Genomic DNA, 18,503 nt, shown 5'->3' on the forward strand with positions numbered 1-18,503 from the left:
AAAAGCGCGGATATGGGATATGGCTCCGCGCTCAGCCTATTATTATGATTGAAGATCAAAAGCTGTTTCTTTTGATAAAAAATAACAAAGAGCAAAATTTAGAAGGAAGAATGCAAGAAGCAAAAACAATATATGATGAAATTTAAGAAACATCGCCGCTGGAGGTGCAAGGCTTGCACCAGTCAATAGTATAAAAGAATAGAGAGATAGAGCTTTTGCACGGTACGCCCCTGCAAGCATGCCAATCAATGTGATAACTGTGGGAACAAGAAGGGATATGGATGCAACAAACAGGATGGAAATAGCCATCAGGGCATTTGTGCTGCTGAAGAAAAACATTTTAATAATGCTGACTGTCCCCAAAAATATACCAAGCTTCAATGTGGAGTAAGCCCCAATCCGTTCAATTAATTTTCCTGTAAAGAGTGACAAGAGTGCCCCAATCAAACCCACTGCCCTTATTGTGAATAAATCCTCCATCGTTCCCATGAAATTTCTGCCCATTGCATCATAGAAAGCTGCGAAGGAAAACAGAAGAGTAAAGGTAATAGCGTAGCATTTGAGCAGGCGTCCCTGTCTTATTAGTTTTTTCATAACAGCAAAAGTGGAAGTCTCCTTATTAAATGGACGGGAAGCAGGCGGAAGTATTTTATACGAGACAAGGAAAAGGATGAAATAGCAAACAGCAAAAAAATAAAAAGCATAGTTCCATTTATAATAAAAAGTAATTGCCGAACTGATCAGCTGCCCAAGTATGCCTGCAGCAAGAAACCCTGTGTTGATGAAAACCAGCAGAAGCGTACGGCTCCTTGGCTGAAAAAGGTCAAAAGAGTAAGCAAAGGCAACAGGGGCAAAACTGCCAAGGGTCACTCCCTGAATCGACCTGGTAATATAGAGCGCTTCTGGATTAGGAGAAAGCCCGACGGCATAGGTAGATATAGCAGAAGCAAGCAAACCTGCAATAATAACTCTGCGTCTGCCAAATGTATCGGAAGCAGGTCCGAAAAATAACAGGCCGGCAGCATAAAAAATGGCAAAAAGGCTTCCCCCTGCGACAATATGATTTTCATTTACTTTATATGAATCTGCAATTTCTCCGTAAATAGGAATCAGTGTATAAATATTACTGGCGACAAAAATACCTGTAACTGTCAAAATGACTGAAGTTGCAATCAAGACCGATTTTGAGTTCATCCATATCACCTGCCGCTATATTTTATGCACTGACCACAATAGCAGAAAGTTGTCACTTCCAGTATTTCGAAAAACTCCATTCAAAAAATTGAACAGCTTATATGATAAAATATGAATGTAAGAGAGCTTTTTTAGGAGGAAAAATATGACCGTACGTTTATTGATAGGCCGTTCCGGAAGCGGGAAAACGGAATACTGCCTGAACGAAATCCGAGATGAACTGCGGTTTAATCCGGATGGAGATCCAATCATTTATTTAGTGCCGGAACAAATGACGTTCCTTTCAGAATATAAATTAATTACAACACCCGGCCTTGGCGGAATGATCCGCAGCCAGGTATACTCTTTCACGCGGCTCGCCTGGAGAATTCTTCAGGAAACAGGAGGCATGAGCAGATACCATCTTAATAGTGTAGGCATAAATATGCTAATCCGCAAAATCATTGAAGACAAAAAGGATGAGCTTAAACTTTTCCAAAGAGCTGCAGATAAAAATGGCTTTATTCAGCAAGTTGAACAAATAATGACTGAATTCAAACGTTATTGTGTAAATCCCGATGAACTGGCTGAAAGACAAAATCAGCTCTCGGAATACGGGAATGCAAATAAAGCACTCCAGGATAAACTGCATGATCTTGAGGTAATTTATAAAAAATTCGAAGAATCCCTTTCTGGCAAATATACAGATTCAGAGGATTATTTCCGATTGCTTGCAGAAAAAGCCTCTCATTCGGAGTACCTGAGAAATGCCGAGGTTTATATAGACGGTTTTTACAGCTTTACACCACAGGAATATGCAATTGTTGAACAGCTGATGAAGCAATGCAGAAACGTCACAATCACTTTAACGCTTGACCAGCCGCATAGTGATGCTTCAGATGAGCTTCATTTGTTCAGAATGCCGGGAGAAAACTATCAGACAATCAAAGAAATGACTTCCCGCAACATGCTGGATGTGGAAGAAATACTCCTATCAGAACAAAAAAGATGGAGCATCCCTTCACTTAAACATCTTGAGGCACACTTTGACAGCAGACCTGCCGAGCCATTTTCAGGGGAAGCAGACATACACATTGGACAGGCTGTCAACAGGAGGGCCGAAATTGAAGGTCTAGCCAGAAAAATAAATAAGCTTGTTCGCACAGAGGGCTACCGCTATCGTGATATTGCCGTACTGGCAAGAAACGGGCATGAATATCATGACATAATTGAAACAGTGTTTCGGGACTATGATATCCCATTTTTTATTGACCAAAAAAGAACCATGATGAATCACCCCCTAGTTGAGTTAATTCGTTCAACACTAGAAATAATCAACGGGAATTGGCGCTATGAACCGATTTTCAGAGCTGTAAAAACGGAGCTGATATTTCCATCCCGGATAAGCCCGGGAAAACTTCGTGAGCAAATGGACAGACTTGAGAACTATGTTCTTGCATATGGAATTCAAGGCGATAAATGGACGAAAAAGAAAAGGTGGACTTATAGAAGAATCAGGGGGCTGGAGTTTGAAGCAGTTGCCCAGACTGATGCCGAGAAAAAAGTGGAAGATGAGTTAAATGATCTGCGCGAAATGATTACAGGCCCAATATTAAGGCTGCATAGGCGATTAAGAAAGGCTCTTGATGGCCGTGGCCTTTGTGAAGCATTATTTTTATACATGGAAGAATTGGATGTACCTGTGAAGATTGAAAAGTGGAAAACTGTCCAGGAGGAGAAAGGGAACCTTGTAAAGTCCAGGGAACATGGACAAGCGTGGAATTCCATTATGGAGCTATTGGATCAATATGTAGAAATGCTTGGTGACGAAGAAGTGACGCTTAAGCGATTTGCTTCCATACTCGATGCCGGACTGGAGTCGCTTCGCTTTACTCTTGTTCCGCCTGCAATCGACCAGGTTATGGCGGCGGATTTGGAAAGGTCAAGGCTAACCGATATTAAAGCTGCCTTTGTCATTGGACTGAATGAAGGGGTACTGCCTGGCAAATTCGCAGAGGACGGTGTGCTGGCGGATGACGACAGGGAGATACTTAACACGAGCGGTATGAAGCTGGCGCCAGGAAGCCGTACACGACTTCTTGATGAGGATTTTATAGCCTATAAAGCATTTGTTACTCCATCAGAAAAACTTTTTATCAGCTATCCACTGGCAAATGAAGAAGGGAAAGCACTTATGCCTTCACCTTATATTAAGAGATTGGGAGATTTATTTCCTGATTGCAGGCACCATTCCTTTATGACGGATCCGGCAGAGCTCCCGGAAACGGAGCAGCTGGAATATGCTGATAACCTTAATACAGCATTATCGTATTTGACTTCTCAGCTTCAGTTAAAAAAGCGCAGTTATCCAATTTATGACCTTTGGTGGGATGTTTATAACTTTTATCTAAAAAACGAGCAGTGGAGAAGGCCTGCATTAAAGGTGCTTTCCAGCCTGAATTATGAAAACAGGACACTTCAGCTAGGCGGAGAAGTCAGTAAAGAATTGTATGGCGATCATATTCAGGCGAGTGTTTCCAGAATGGAATTATTCCATAGCTGTCCATTCTCCCATTTTGCACAGCATGGACTAAGGCTGCGGGAAAGACAGGTATACCGGCTTGAAGCACCGGATATCGGGGATCTTTTCCATGCTGCTTTAAAATTTATTGCAGAAACAGTAATGACTCAGAAACTTTCATGGACAGATATGACAAGGGAGCAGTGTGAGATTCTTGCAAAAGAAGCAGTTGAAATGCTTGCACCTAAACTTCAAAATGAAATCCTCTTAAGCTCGAACAGGCATCATTATATTAAGAGAAAGCTTGAGCAAATTATCAGCCGGGCTTCCTATGTTATCAGCGAGCATGCAAAATCAAGCGGATTTTCGCCAGTAGGACTTGAATTGGGATTTGGTCCAAAAGGAGAGCTTCCTTCGCTTGCTTTTCCTCTTAAGAACGGGGCTAAAATGGAACTTGTCGGCAGAATTGACAGAGTAGACAAAGCCCAGGATGCGAACGGGACATTTTTACGGGTAATTGACTATAAATCCAGTTCTAAAGATCTGAATGTAAGTGAGGTTTACTATGGCATTGCCCTGCAGATGCTGACATATCTGGACATCATAATTGCTCATTCGAGCTCTTTAATCGGAACAAAAGCAGATCCGGCAGGAGTTCTTTACTTCCATGTCCATAATCCAATTGTAAGTACTTCAAAAATGCTGACACTGGAGGATATCGAGCAGGAACTTTATAAGAAATTCAAAATGAATGGCCTGCTTCTTGGAGATGAAAATGTTATCAGGTTAATGGATCAGACTCTTGAAACAGGCGACTCATCCATTATCTCAGCTGGCTTCAAAAAGGATGGCACCCTTTCAAAGCGCTCTAAAGTTGCAAGCAAGCAGGAGTTTGATTATTTGCGCAGCTATGTTAGAAAGATGTATAGAAATACAGGCAACAAGATTACAGAGGGCAATGTGGAGATTGCCCCATATAAAATGAAGGAAAAAACTCCTTGTACATTTTGTGCCTATAAATCTGTGTGCCAATTTGACGAATCTCTTGAAACCAATGATTACAGATTATTTACTCCTAAGCCAAAAGAAGACATGATAGAAATCATCAAGAAGGAGGTGGAGGGCGATGAGAATGGCGATACCGCCTAAGCCGGAAGATGCAACCTGGACTGATGACCAATGGAAAGCAATTATGGCCAAGGGCCAGGATATCCTGGTGGCTGCAGCGGCCGGATCAGGGAAAACGGCTGTTTTAGTTGAAAGGATTATCAATAAGATTATTGCAGATGAAGACCCTATTAATGTCGATGAACTGCTGGTTGTTACCTTCACAAACGCCTCGGCAGCAGAAATGAGGCACAGAATTGGTGAAGCTCTTGAAAAAGCTATTAATGTTAATCCGAGGTCTGCTCACCTCAGAAAACAGGTAAGCTTAATAAACAGAGCATCCATCTCGACTTTACACTCATTTTGTTTAGAAATGATCCGCAAATATTATTACATGACCGATATTGATCCGGGGTTTCGGATCGCCGATGAAACAGAAGCACAGCTATTGAGGGATGAAGTCCTCGAAGAGCTTTTTGAGGAGGAATACGGCAAAGAGGGAAATGAAGGATTCTTTGCGCTTGTCGACACTTTTACAAACGATAGAAGTGACACTGCCCTACAAGATATAATAAGGGACTTATACGATTTTGCCCGTTCCAACCCTTCACCAGACCAGTATCTTGATTCAATTGCAGAGATGTATAATGTGGACGGTGTCAGCAGCCTTGAGCAGCTGCCATTTGTCCGCTCGCTTTTGGAGGATATTGATCTTCAGCTGAAAGGAGCCAAACAGCTGCTTGAATATGGGCTAGAGCTGACAAAGCTTCCAGGGGGGCCGGCTCCGAGAGCTGAGAACTTTATCGCAGATCTGCACGTTGTAAATACACTTATTGAAGCGAAGAACAGTTCTTGGACGATGCTGTATGAGGCGATGCAATCATGGTCTTTTGGCAGAGCCAAAACGTGTAAGGGCGATGAATATGATGAAGGACTGGTCGAAAAGGCAAAAAAACTCAGGGATCAGGCCAAGAAAATCATAACCAGCCTGCAGGAAGAACTATTTTTCCGTAAACAGGAGAGCTTCATGCGTGATATGGCGGAAATGAAGCCGCATATCGATGAGCTTGTTTCGTTAGTTAGAGCATTTTCTCTTCGTTTTGAACAGGTTAAAACTGAAAAAGGGCTTGTTGACTTTGCTGATCTAGAACATTATTGCCTTGAAATCCTTTCTTCACAGGATGAGGAGGGAAGGCTTATGCCTTCAGAAGCTGCTCTTGTCTGCAGAAATCAGTTTAAGGAAGTTCTGGTTGATGAATATCAGGATACCAACATGGTTCAGGAAGCTATTTTGCAGCTGGTGACGGCAGACTCAGAAGAGAACGGGAATTTATTCATGGTAGGCGATGTTAAGCAGTCGATCTACCGTTTCCGTCTGGCAGAGCCTAATCTGTTTCTGGGCAAGTATACCAGGTTTGACAGGGACGGTGAAAAAGCAGGGCTTAGAATAGATCTGGCGAGGAATTTCAGAAGCCGAAAAGAAGTTCTGCATGGAACCAACTATATTTTTAAGCAGATTATGGGGACGGCTGTTGGTGAAATAGAATATGACCTGTCAGCTGAACTAGTTAAAGGAGCTCCCTATTCAGAGGATCAGGAGCAGCCTGTTGAGCTTGCTATTATTGACCTTGAAGGAAATGAGAAGAGTGAACCAGACTCTGAATCCATGGTTGAGGGTTTTGACAGTGAAGATTTAGCCCAGTCACAGCTAGAGGCCAGATATATGGCATCGAAAATAAAAGAAATCATTAAAAATCGAAAAGAAGTATTCAACACAAAGACCCAATCTGGACGTCCCGCCAGATACAGAGACATTGTTATACTGCTTCGGTCCATGACATGGGCTCCGCAGATTATGGAGGAATTCAAACAGCAGGGAATCCCGGTCTATGCCAATCTTTCCAGCGGTTATTTTGAAGCAACAGAAGTAGCGATTGTGATGTCACTTTTAAAAGTAATAGATAATCCGTATCAGGATATTCCGCTGGCATCGGTTCTTAGATCTCCTATTTTGGGGCTGACCGAAGAAGAGCTTGCACAAATCAGAATCCATAATAAAAGGGGTTCGTTTTATGAAGCATTAACTTCTTTTTGCCGGAATCACCCAACCCTTGAAATGGGAGAACTATATGAAAAAGTCCGGCCATTTTTTGATATTCTTGAAGAATGGCGAATAATGGCGCGTCAGGGTTCACTTTCCGAACTGATTTGGCATCTGTATAGAGAAACCCGATTTTATGATTTTGTCGGCGGCATGCCGGGCGGAAAACAGAGGCAGGCAAACCTTCGTGCATTGTATGACAGAGCCAGACAATATGAAGCAACATCATTCAGAGGATTATTCCGCTTCTTAAGATTTATTGAACGAATGCGTGACAGAGGCGATGATCTAGGTGCTGCCCGCGCTTTGGGTGAGCAGGAAGATGTGGTCCGCCTTATGACGATCCACAGCAGTAAAGGTTTGGAATTTCCTTTTGTTTTTATTGCAGGGCTTGCCCGCAGCTTTAATACAATGGATCTGAAAAAGCCATATATGCTTGATAAGGAATTCGGGTTCGCAGCAAAATATGTCAATGCCGAGAAACGAATTTCATATCCCTCTTTGCCGCAGATTGCATTTAAACGAAAAAAGAAAATGGAAATGCTGGCAGAGGAAATGCGGGTTCTATATGTTGCTTTAACGAGGGCGAAGGAAAAGCTATATCTGGTTTCGTCTGTTAAAAGTGCAGATAATAAATTGAATAAGTGGCTGCAGGCTTCAGAGCATAAAGACTGGCTCCTGAATGAGTATGACAGGGCTTCTGCAAACAGCTACCTGGACTGGATTGGCCCATCTCTTGTCCGGCATCGGGATTGTGAGGCATTAAGAGGGGAAATGCCGGTGCATCCTCTTGTTCCGGGTGACATACTTGAACACCCATCATGCTGGAATATATCCATAATAAAAAGTGAAGAAGCTGCTGTTCTCTCAGGAGAAGAGAAAGAGGGCGAAACAGATCTGCTGCAATTGGTTTATGAAGGAAAAGCTGTACCTGCTGAATCAGATTATAAAGATAAAGTTGAACAACAGCTTTCCTGGAAATATTCCTTTAAGCAGGCGGCTCACGCCCGATCTAAACAGTCTGTTTCGGAAGTGAAGCGGCAGCGGGAGATTTTTTCTGAAGAAGACAGCGGCACAGAGTTAATCCGTAAAATTAGTAAACCAATGCTCAGCAGGCCTCGATTTATGCAGGAAAAATCCCTTTCACCAGCTGAACGGGGTACTGCCATGCACGCTGTCATGCAGCATATTGATTTCAGCCGGCCAGCAACAGTGGAAGCTATATCCTCTAAAATGGATGAGATGGTTCACAGTGAATTGCTTACGGAAGAGCAGCGTGCCAGCATTGAGCCGGAGCTGATTACACAGTTTTTCGAGACCAAACTGGGACAGAGAATTGTTCAGGCGAAATTGGTTCGAAGAGAAATCCCATTCAGTTTATCTTTCCCGGCACGGGATATCTATTCTGATTGGGAAGGGGAAGATGAACCAGTTCTTATTCAGGGGATTGTGGACTGCGTATTTGAAGATGAGCAGGGTCTGGTGCTTCTGGATTATAAAACAGATGGAATTACAGGCCGCTTTAAGGGAGGTTTTGCTGAAGCCAAACCCGTTCTCGAAGGCAGGTACAAAATTCAGATTGACATGTACACCAGAGCATTGGAACAAATTTTAAAAAGGGAAGTTAATGAAAGATACCTGTTTTTCTTTGACGGAGCTCATACAATAAAGATATAGAAATAAGCCGGCAAGGGGACTTGCCGGCTTTTGTGTATTAGCAGGAGGGTTATTTATTGCGGATACCAGACGGAAAATGCGCGAAAAGGGTCCCGATGTAAACAAACACCCGAGGATTATGCCGCCTCAATGTAAAGGGTATTGTAATATAAAGGAGGCTAACAATGGGAAAAAAGCGCAAAGAAACCGGAACCTGTGAATTATGCTTGAGGAAGGAAACTGATGTAACAGTCCACCATTTAACTCCGAAAGAGTTGGGAGGGACCTTTCTGCCGACCGCTAAATTATGCATACCCTGTCATAAGCAGATTCATGCTTTATATACGAATGCCGAGCTGGCTGTTCGACTGCATTCAATCGAGTTATTGCAACAGGATAATAAAATCCGTAAATATTTGAAATGGATCAGGAAGCAGCCTTCATCTAAGCTGACAAAAGCAAGAAAGTCGAATGAACGGAAATCAAAAGGACGATAACGGGGTGCTATCGTCCTGACTTACTGAAATTACATTAGTTATTGCCGACATTTGGCTGGTCAACCAGACTGGTATCCAGTACGTTACTGGCACTAAGTCCATTATTTGTGATGACAAAGCCGCCTGTGTTAGCGGCACCCTGTCCGGTTGTTGATTTGGAATTGTTTTTTGGAGAGATATAAAGGGAGTCTCCGAATTGAACAATCCCTCCGCTGACATTAATGATTTGTACCGGTCCGATTATAGCTGGCATGTAAAACATCCTTTATGAAAAATTTTCATCCTCAAGCTCTGATTGGGAAGTGCTGTTTTTGGAAGTAATCTGGCGGATATGCTTGACCCGGGCTTCCATTGATATATTTCCGCTGTTGCCGATATGAATGACAGATGAGGAGGAAACCCCGTTAATATTAATGTTTTGAACACGGATGATTGGATTGAGCTGTGTTGTCTGGATTGCTATGTCTTCATCAATTGGAATCAAATGAATGGGTTCCCTGAAAACAGGATAGACTGAAAAATTCCCTTCCTTAGCGTTAAAATACTCAACTTCACGCTGATCAGCAATAGCTCTGGAGTATCCTTTTATAAAGCATGAGTCCCCAATTTCAAATACAGAAGAAAAGGCGATAGTGTCAATATTAATTCTATCAACAGACGAAGTTCTTTGAAGCATAGGCTGCTTACTCCGGTGTAAGAGGCACAAATGGCCCTATCAGAAGTGATTCAGGCGGTGTATCGAAAGTGGATGCCAGCTGTATCGTTTGCGTATCTCCCACCATTAATACAGATGAACTGGATACACCCAGCACTCTTATGCTGCTAACACAAAGATCTCTGTTATATACCTGATAATTCATTCTTTATTCATTCCTTTCATATTCTCCGGCAAATGTGAGATAAAGGCATGGACCCCATTGTAAATTTCCTTTTTTATCATCTCTATTATCTCTTCGTTAGTAACATCCTTCTCTGAGCGATTAGAAGCCTGCTGCTGAAGATAGAAATCAATCCGGTTGGGCAGCTGCTTTTTAATATCTTCTTTTATAAATCCAATATATGAGTCATCCACATTTACATTTAATTCCTTCTGAACAGAAGCTGTAATTTCCGGAAGTTCCCGTTCTAGATATTGATTAATGGCATCTTCAACTTCCATCGATCTCTTCATCAGGGTTTTAGGAGAAACAGGTGCTTTAATGTTTTTGTTATCTACGGCAAAATCTTCAATGTTTTGCAGCTCAGAAGGATTTAAGCCAATATTTAGCGTGCCTTCAAGAGACTCTACTTTAAGCTGGTCGAATTTGTATTCAATCCGATCCACTTGCATCGGCGGGCGGCTTCTCAGAAATTCAGTCTCTTCCTGTAGTTTTTTGACAGTGGCTTCCAGGCTCCGTATACGTTTTTCCTGTGACTCCACAAAAGCATGCAATTGCTGAAGGTAGATATTTAATTGCTGGTTCAAGCGCACCACCTCGCTTTATTAATAGATTGCTTATCGTTTCTGCGCTCTTGTAAGGGGTACAGCAGGCGCCGGAAAAGCACTTGCCCCAGCTGGCCCCGCAGGCGCCGGACCTTCCGCTTCAGGTGCAGGCTCAGTAAAGTTGCCAGTGTTATACAAATAGGAGGCCGGCTTAATAATGCCTGCACTTCCAATCTGCATGACAGAAGAATTTGAAATCCCGCCAATCTTTATGAAATTAATATGAATGGATTGCTGTATATAAAAATTCATAGTATCACCCGTTTTTAAGCATTGAAATAATTGCCCTGATCTACACCATCACAATCATAAGTGTTTGTTGTGCTCCGGTGATTGTGAATATTCAGGCCATCCCCGGTGTTAAACGATCCGGCACCTGAAAAGGTCTTGGCATTAGAAACTGGCATGATTTTATAGACGTCCCCGATATTGAAGACAGAACTGCTCCCGATGGATATGACCTGTGCGACTCCCACAATAGCTGGCATACATAACACCCTTTAAAATAATTTCTTGTATATCGTATGTGCCTAATTGATGGATGTGATTAATCAGCCCAATATTATCTCAGTTGTTCGGTAATTTGGGGCCCGGTAAAATGTTATATAACAGATAAATTTGGAGTGAAACTGTTTTTATTTTTGTGATAATATAGAAAATATAAAATTAACAAAATTTTCAGTGAGGTGACAGTGAAATGAATGTTCCATTAATACTTTCGCAGTTTTTAGATCGTGCTGTGTCCCTTTACGGCAATAAAAAAGCAATCATTGCAGATGACCGCACTTTTACATACGATGAATTGAACACTAGAGTTAACCAGCTTTCTCATGGATTAAGAGCTTCAGGTATTCAAAAAGGGGAAAGGGTTGCTTACCTTGCACCCAATTCAGTTGAGATGCTGGAGGGGTTTTATGGAGTTTTTCAGCTGGGCGGAATAATGGTCCCTCTTAATATCAGACTGAATCCGGAAGACTATCTCTTTATATTAAATCACAGCGAATCCAAAATCTTATTCGTAGATCAGGAACTTTACCACCTCATCCTTCCTGTTAAAGATCAGCTGAAAACAGTTGAAAAGATTTTCGTGCATTCTAAAGAGGAAGATCTGAAAGAAACCGATTATGATTCATGGCTCCAAAGCCAGGACAGCAGTCCATATCGAAGGGAAGCCCTCGACGAAAATGACGTATGCAGCCTTTTATATACAAGCGGAACAACTGGCAACCCTAAAGGTGTCATGCTGACCCACCGCAATAATTACCTGCATGCATTGTCAACAATGCATCATTTAAGAGTAAGCGATCAGGATGTATTGCTGCATGTCCTGCCCATGTTTCATGTGAATGGATGGGGTTCGCCTTTTTATTACACAGCAAATGGCGCTTCTCAGGTATGTTTAAGAAAAGCCACACCGGAAAAGATATTTGAGGCTCTTCAGGAGCATAAAGTATCAATCATGCATATGGCCCCTACTGTACTGAATTCGCTGATGCAGCATTATGAACAAATTGCTCCTTCAGTTGATCAGGATGTCAGGGTAGTAATTGCTGGTTCGGCGCCTCCGCCAGCCTTTGTAACAAGAGTGGAAAAGGAGCTTGGATGGGAGTTCATACAGGTATATGGCATGACCGAATCATCTCCATTAAGCACAGTATCGACGATTCGTTCCCATCTTCAGGAACTCCCGCTTAACCAGCAGTACCGGATGAAAGCGAAGGCTGGACATCAGATGATAGGATGTGAGGTCAAGGTAATCAATGAAAATGGCGAAGAAGTGGCTCATAATGGCAATGAAATCGGTGAGGTAGTTGTCCGAAGCAACGGAGTCATGAAGGGCTATTGGAAAAATGAAGAGGCAACGATGGAAGCTATCAGGGAAGGCTGGCTTCATACCGGTGATATGGCAAATGTCGATGAATATGGCAATATCGATATAGTTGACCGTAAAAAGGATATCATTATCAGTGGAGGAGAAAACATCTCATCCATAGAAATAGAAGGGGCTTTATATGAACATCCTTCCATACTGGAAGCCGCTGTTATAGCTGTGCCTCATGAAAAATGGGGGGAAACCCCCCATGCCTTTGTAGTTCTGCGAAATGGGAAAACACTGACAGAGCAGGAGATTATCAGTTTTACCAGGGAGAAGCTTGCCCATTTTAAAGCTGTAACGGGAGTGACTTTTGTCGAAGAGCTGCCGAAGACGGCTTCAGGGAAAATTCAAAAAATCCACCTTAGGAACAACTATTGGGAGTCCAAAGGGAAAACAGGCCGTTTTGTAAATTAAATTATAGACGTGACTTCAGAATCTTAACAAGGTTGATTACTGTCCAGCTCCAGCGCCTAGATATATGCGCTGGAGTATTTCTTTTCTGGACAAGAAGAACCTGGGAATCTATCATTAAGGTTAGACTTTTTTTACAAAGAAGGAGGCGCTTTATGAACAGGCAAGTCAGCCCGGTTCTGGAGAAGGATCGGATTATTTCACTGGATATTATGAGAGGATTTGCCATTCTAGGGATATTTTTGGTTAATATGCTTTCTTTCCATTCACCATATCTGTACATTAATCCTTATGAATGGTGGGATAGCCCGGCAGATAAAGGGACTTATGCGTTTATCGATATCTTTGTGCAGGCAAGCTTTTACCCGTTATTTTCAATGCTGTTCGGCTATGGGTTAGTCATTCTAAGGGAGAGGGTACTGGCCAAAGGTCTTGGTTTTGGAGGAATGGCTGCAAGGAGATTTTCCCTTTTGCTGGTTATAGGCATCATTCATGCTTCTCTTATATGGCATGGGGATATTTTAATAAACTATGCGATCTTTGGCTTCACATTTTTATTATTTATAAAAATGTCCGGAAAAAATATGCTTTTAACGGGAATATTGCTTTATATTATACCCAATCTGCTTTTTGTCCTATTGTTATTTGCAACAGTTTTGTTTGTTCCTCCTGAGGAGCTGTCAATCTATGACAAGGAAGCAGCGCTAGCTTCCTTACAGGCCTATCAAAATGGAAGCTTTTCCGAGATTACTGCACAGCGTATCCAGGATTGGTCAGGTGTTAATAATCTTGCTTCACTGCCTGTCATGCTGTCATCTATTCTTCCTTTATTCTTAATAGGAGGAGGAGCAGCCAAGCTGAAATGGCTTGAGGAGCCTGAAAAAAACCGGGCATTTCTCATAAAAATTATGCTGGTTTCGCTGGCGGCAGGTTTATTGTTCAAATTTCTGCCTTATATAACGGAAAGTAACCTGGGACTGGATTACATGCAGGATTTATTTGGAGGACCGCTGCTGGCAATTGCTTATGCTTTAGGGATAGCGGTGATCCTGAAAAATAGTCAAAGACCTGGATTCCTGCTGCCGCTCTCATATGTTGGGAAACTGTCGCTCTCGAATTATCTTTTTCAGTCCATTATTTCAACTTATATTTTTTACAGCTATGGATTAGGTTTTTATGGGAAGGTCTCTGCATTTTGGGGAACACTGTTAGTTATGTTCATCTTCGTTTTTCAGGTCATCATCAGCCGCTTCTGGCTCACCCGCTATTATTATGGACCAGTCGAATGGCTCTGGAGGAGCTTTACATATTTGAATATCCCTAATTGGAAGAGAAAGGGTTAAAATAGTCCAAAAATCTGAAAATTTATATTATACTAAAAAAGTGAATAATAGAATGAGGTGATTAGTTTGAAATTTGTTACTTTTAAGGATAGCAAAGGGTGTAAAGCTGGTTTGCTGGACAAGACTGGGACAAAGGTGGTTCCGCTAAAAGAAGCATTAGAAAAAATGGAGGGCAAAAGTGACTTGCCTGGGAGTCTGAAGGAATGTATTGCTTTAGGAGATAAATTTATTTCTAAAGTACATAGTTTAACAGATTGGCTAAGCAGCAATCCTGAAAGGCAAGATCTCTTTTACCCGCTTGCTTCCGTTACACTGGCAGCACCCATTCCGCGTCCGGATAAGAATATCTTTTGTGTAGGCAAGAATTATGCAGAGCACGCAATTGAGATGGGGAGTAAAGAAGATATTCCCGAGCACATAATGGTTTTCACGAAATCGCCAACAACAGTAATAGGGCCTGATGCAACTGTTTTAAATCACAAGAATGTCACTGCCGAGCTTGATTACGAGGGGGAGCTGGCAGTTGTAATCGGAAAAAAGGGACGGGCGATTCCAAAAGAAAAAGCTTTGGAACACATCTTTGGCTATACGATTATTAATGATGTGACAGCAAGGAATCTCCAGTCCCGCCATAAGCAATTTTTTATCGGCAAAAGCCTGGATGCAACGTGCCCGATGGGTCCATGGATTGTCCATGCCTCTGCTGTTGAAAACCCGAATAAGCTAGACATTCAAACAAGGGTAAACGGAGAGCTGAGACAAAGCTCAAATACTGAAAACTTTATCTTTCCAATAGATGAAATCATTTCGGTCCTCTCAAAGGGCATGACACTTGAGCCCGGTGACATTATCGCTACTGGAACTCCAGCCGGGGTAGGCAAGGGCTTTAAACCTCCGCGCTTTCTTAAGCCGGGAGATAAAGTGGAAATTACAGTAGAAAAAATAGGAACTCTGAAAAATTATATTGAGGAATAAGAAGGTAGCCTGTGTACAAATACACAGGCTTTTTAGTATGAATTTGTCAATGAGATATATCACATCTTGCCATAAATAGTTCATAAAGTTGCCTTTGTATAATCTTTTTTCGCATCATAACTTTAGGAATTTCAAAGCCAATATGGTATGATGATATCGAATTTTACATTAGGAGGCACTGGAATGATACATGCCCATATTACAACATGGTTTTTGGCACTAGTTTTATTTATTATTGCCCTTATTTTGCATAAAAGCGGCAAACAAAAAGGTTTAAAAGTAGTACAAATGATTTTGAGATTATTTTATCTGCTAATCATTGGAACAGGGGTATGGATTTTAAGCAGCCTAAACAGCATCGATCTTCTCTATGTTCTGAAGTCATTAGTAGGCATTTGGGTAATTGCTATGTTTGAAATGATTATCATCCGCACTGTCAAAGGGAAAAAGACTTCTATACTGTGGGGACAGTTTATTGTTGCATTAATCCTGGTATTATATTTAGGCTTTGTTAAATTGCCATTAACATTTATGACGTAAATATGGATTTATAGAAAAGGCTGCCGAAAAGGCAGCTTTTTCTAATTTATCAAGTTATGACGTAACAATCTAAGGTGATTTAAAACTATAACCAGCTATGGCCAGAGATTTTGAGGTAGGCCCTTATTACCTTCAAACGCAAAGTCAGCTCAAAAAAAACAGCAGCACTGCCCTTATTGGGAGGCTGCTGTTTCTTCATGAGCTAAGATTCTGAAGTTTACGTTTTCTATGAAGAAATTTTTTCAATTACCATTCTTTTTCCGCTGTTTAAGGTGAATTCAAACCGGTCACTCATTTTTTCATAATAGCAGAAATGATGCTGTACATTGCATATATGATCCTGGTTATCAAATACGATGAAGTTAACACCGCTTTTCCTGTCTTTATCATTAAAAAATGCGAGCTGGTTGTAGCAATAAATGCAGTCATAGACCGAAAATTGCATGGAATTTAAAGTGGTTACAAATTGGTAAAAGGCATCATCATTCATTTCTTCCAATAATCTTTCGAGAGAAAAAACCAGATGCTTTCTAATGCGAATTGAATCCTGGTTCTTCAAGTGGAATATTTCATCATCAAAGACCACCTTGCCCTCCTCGAATAAAATGCCCTTTTTCCAGCGTTTAAAGCGGAACACTTCAATTTCCTGATGGAGGAATTCGTCCATTATGGATGCTTCATCTGTCTCATGGTCAAAAAATACCCATTGATCATTGATATACTCTACAGTGCCTTCTGTAAAAGCACGGGATTGATATTCGATAAGCTTTGTTCGCTGCTGTCTATTCATATAAAACCTCCATTAACTTCCTCAACTTCTTTTTAGACAGTTTTGGCGATTTTTATAACCGCATGAATGTGGACAATTAACTTTTTTCTAGGCCCAGCATACAATAGCATCATGAAAAATGCGCCCATGCGAATCCGCTTTGAAAGGATGATGTAAAATGTGTGGAATTACAGGCTGGATTGATTTCCAAAAGGATTTGAGAAAAGAATCCGCTGCAATTGGCAAAATGGCGGATACGCTGTCAAAGCGGGGACCCGATGAAACAAATATATGGACTGATGTGCATGCTGGTTTTGGCCATAAAAGGTTAATCGTTGTAGACCCGGCAGGCGGAAAACAGCCAATGACTAGGGAAAAACATCAAAACCGCTATACGATTTGCTATAATGGAGAGCTTTATAATACGGAAGATCTCCGTAAAGAACTCCTTATAAAAGGATATTCGTTTGAGGGGCATTCTGACACTGAGGTTTTGCTTACTTCTTATATAGAATGGGGGGAAAATTGCCTGCAATTTCTGAATGGCATCTATGCCTTCGCTGTTTGGGATAAAAAGAAAGAGCAGGTATTCATTGGAAGGGATCGTTTAGGGGTAAAGCCTTTATTTTATAAAGAAACGAAACAGGGTATTTTATTTGGTTCTGAATTGAAGGCTATCTTGTCCCATCCGGATGTTAAGGCAGAAGTGGACAGGGAAGGATTGGCTGAAGTCTTTGGGCTCGGGCCATCACGATCTCCTGGCTCAGGGGTTTTCAGAGGCATTGATGAATTAAGACCTGCTCATGCGCTGACCTTTTCGAGAAATGGTCTTAAGGTATGGCGTTATTGGAATGTGAAAAGCGATCATCATAAGGAAAATGTTGAAGAGACTGCTGAGCGGGTCAGAGAACTATTTACGGATGCTGTGACAAGGCAGCTGGTTTCGGATGTCCCGTTATGTACTTTCCTTTCCGGCGGCGTGGATTCAAGTGCGATTACAGCAATTGCTGCCAAAGCGTACGAAAAAGAAGGTAAGGGCCAACTGACCACATATTCGATAGATTACGAAGGAAATGATGAATTTTTCAAGGCGAATGAGTTTCAGCCTAACTCAGATGGCATATTTATCAAGAAAATGTCCCAGACCTTTAATACAAAACATAATAGCTGTATCATCACCCAAAAGCAGCTGGCAGAGGATTTAATCGAATCAGTGCATGTTAGAGATCTTCCGGGCATGGCTGATGTCGATTCTTCCCTGTTATGGTTTTGCCGGGAAATCAAAAAGGATTTTGTTGTAAGTCTATCAGGAGAATGTGCGGATGAAATATTTGGCGGCTATCCATGGTTTCATAGAGAGGATGACTTAAAGAGGAAGGGATTCCCTTGGATGAGGTCAATCCAAGCCAGGCAGGACCTTTTGAAAGAAAAGTGGAGGAAGAAACTGAAGCTTCAGGAGTATGCAATGGAAAAATATCATCAGGCAATCTCCGAAACTCCTGCATTAGACGGGGAGAGCAGGGAGGACGCAAGCAGGAGAGAGCTTTTCTATATCAATATGATTTACTTTATGACGACCTTATTGGATCGTAAAGACAGAATGAGTATGGGGGCCAGCCTTGAAGTACGGGTGCCTTTTGCTGACCATCGGCTTGTTGAGTATGTGTGGAATATTCCGTGGGAGATCAAGATGCATGGAAACCGTGAAAAAGGAATCCTTCGAAAAGCACTTGAAGGCATACTTCCGAATGAAGTGTTATACAGAAAGAAAAGCCCTTATCCCAAAACGCATAATCCAGAATATACAGCTGCAGTCCAGAAGATGCTAACCGGATACCTGGAGGACCGGTCATCCGTACTGTATGAATTTTTTGACAGCGGCCAGCTGAGGGATATTATAGAGTCGGGAGGTGACTCATTCCGGGAACCATGGTTTGGGCAGCTCATGACTGGTCCTCAGCTGTTAGCACATCTTGCACAGATTCATGTGTGGTTTAAGGATTATAATATAAATATAGCAGAGTAAAAAAGAAGCGGCAGCTGTAACTGCC

16 protein-coding genes are annotated in these 18,503 nt (G+C 41.8%); 8 read left to right on the forward strand and 8 right to left on the reverse strand.

The window, feature by feature from the left end; all coding sequences use genetic code 11:
* Positions 1-42 precede the first annotated feature (42 nt).
* The gene (locus tag AC6CHU_RS14120) at positions 43-1,194 is read right to left on the reverse strand and encodes an MFS transporter (RefSeq protein WP_159866144.1); all 1,152 of its coding nucleotides are present in this window, start codon (positions 1,192-1,194) and stop codon (positions 43-45) included.
* A 145-nt stretch (positions 1,195-1,339) separates the two neighbouring features.
* On the opposite strand from AC6CHU_RS14120, the gene addB reads away from it, so the two are divergent.
* The 3 genes from addB (at position 1,340) to hlpB (ending at position 9,055) form a co-directional block, all read left to right on the forward strand.
* Positions 1,340-4,843: a helicase-exonuclease AddAB subunit AddB gene (gene addB, locus AC6CHU_RS14125; protein WP_498122110.1), complete on the forward strand. Its 3,504-nt coding sequence runs from the start codon at positions 1,340-1,342 to the stop codon at positions 4,841-4,843.
* A complete protein-coding gene (addA, locus tag AC6CHU_RS14130; protein WP_159866148.1) occupies positions 4,821-8,579 on the forward strand; it encodes a helicase-exonuclease AddAB subunit AddA in 3,759 nt (1,252 codons plus the stop codon). The genes addB and addA overlap by 23 nt, the downstream gene beginning before the upstream one ends.
* A 164-nt stretch (positions 8,580-8,743) precedes the next feature.
* Positions 8,744-9,055, forward strand: a complete 312-nt coding sequence (gene hlpB, locus AC6CHU_RS14135; RefSeq protein ID WP_159866150.1) for an HNH nuclease-like protein HlpB — start codon at positions 8,744-8,746, stop codon at positions 9,053-9,055.
* Positions 9,056-9,089: 34 nt separating this feature from the next.
* On the opposite strand, the gene AC6CHU_RS14140 is transcribed toward hlpB, so the two are convergent.
* The 6 genes from AC6CHU_RS14140 to AC6CHU_RS14165 are packed head-to-tail and all read right to left on the reverse strand — an operon-like array spanning position 9,090 to position 11,026.
* Positions 9,090-9,308 (reverse strand): spore germination protein, encoded by a 219-nt coding sequence (locus AC6CHU_RS14140; RefSeq protein WP_035327074.1) that lies wholly within the window; start codon positions 9,306-9,308, stop codon positions 9,090-9,092.
* A 12-nt stretch (positions 9,309-9,320) separates the two neighbouring features.
* Positions 9,321-9,731 carry a spore germination protein GerPE gene (locus AC6CHU_RS14145; protein WP_159866152.1) on the reverse strand — a complete coding sequence of 137 codons (411 nt, stop codon included), beginning with the start codon at positions 9,729-9,731 and terminating at the stop codon, positions 9,321-9,323.
* A gap of 7 nt (positions 9,732-9,738) precedes the next feature.
* Entirely contained in the window at positions 9,739-9,915 is a 177-nt protein-coding gene (locus AC6CHU_RS14150; RefSeq protein WP_159866154.1) for a spore germination protein GerPD, read from the reverse strand.
* Entirely contained in the window at positions 9,912-10,520 is a 609-nt protein-coding gene (gene gerPC, locus AC6CHU_RS14155; RefSeq protein WP_159866156.1) for a spore germination protein GerPC, read from the reverse strand. The genes AC6CHU_RS14150 and gerPC overlap by 4 nt, the downstream gene beginning before the upstream one ends.
* Before the next feature lie 30 nt (positions 10,521-10,550).
* Positions 10,551-10,790, reverse strand: a complete 240-nt coding sequence (locus AC6CHU_RS14160; protein WP_159866158.1) for a spore germination protein GerPB — start codon at positions 10,788-10,790, stop codon at positions 10,551-10,553.
* A gap of 14 nt (positions 10,791-10,804) precedes the next feature.
* On the reverse strand, positions 10,805-11,026 hold the full coding sequence (locus AC6CHU_RS14165; RefSeq protein ID WP_159866160.1) for a spore germination protein: 222 nt from the start codon (positions 11,024-11,026) through the stop codon (positions 10,805-10,807).
* 209 nt (positions 11,027-11,235) lie between these two features.
* On the opposite strand from AC6CHU_RS14165, the gene AC6CHU_RS14170 reads away from it, so the two are divergent.
* From AC6CHU_RS14170 to AC6CHU_RS14185, 4 genes are all read left to right on the forward strand, one after another.
* On the forward strand, positions 11,236-12,828 hold the full coding sequence (locus AC6CHU_RS14170) for a long-chain-fatty-acid--CoA ligase (RefSeq protein ID WP_498122113.1): 1,593 nt from the start codon (positions 11,236-11,238) through the stop codon (positions 12,826-12,828).
* A 152-nt stretch (positions 12,829-12,980) separates the two neighbouring features.
* Complete coding sequence (locus AC6CHU_RS14175) at positions 12,981-14,168, forward strand: DUF418 domain-containing protein (protein WP_159866166.1); 1,188 nt, start codon at positions 12,981-12,983, stop codon at positions 14,166-14,168.
* A gap of 66 nt (positions 14,169-14,234) precedes the next feature.
* Positions 14,235-15,143 (forward strand): fumarylacetoacetate hydrolase family protein, encoded by a 909-nt coding sequence (locus tag AC6CHU_RS14180; RefSeq protein WP_159866169.1) that lies wholly within the window; start codon positions 14,235-14,237, stop codon positions 15,141-15,143.
* Between the two features lie 183 nt (positions 15,144-15,326).
* Positions 15,327-15,683 carry a YisL family protein gene (locus AC6CHU_RS14185; protein ID WP_159866172.1) on the forward strand — a complete coding sequence of 119 codons (357 nt, stop codon included), beginning with the start codon at positions 15,327-15,329 and terminating at the stop codon, positions 15,681-15,683.
* A gap of 226 nt (positions 15,684-15,909) precedes the next feature.
* Here the strand turns inward: AC6CHU_RS14185 and AC6CHU_RS14190 are convergent, their stop codons facing one another.
* On the reverse strand, positions 15,910-16,473 hold the full coding sequence (locus tag AC6CHU_RS14190) for a DUF2777 domain-containing protein (RefSeq protein ID WP_159866175.1): 564 nt from the start codon (positions 16,471-16,473) through the stop codon (positions 15,910-15,912).
* A 157-nt stretch (positions 16,474-16,630) separates the two neighbouring features.
* On the opposite strand from AC6CHU_RS14190, the gene asnB reads away from it, so the two are divergent.
* Complete coding sequence (gene asnB, locus AC6CHU_RS14195) at positions 16,631-18,478, forward strand: asparagine synthase (glutamine-hydrolyzing) (protein WP_159866178.1); 1,848 nt, start codon at positions 16,631-16,633, stop codon at positions 18,476-18,478.
* Positions 18,479-18,503: the final 25 nt, after the last annotated feature.

It is taken from the genome of Cytobacillus sp. GQ23, from assembly GCF_059758675.1.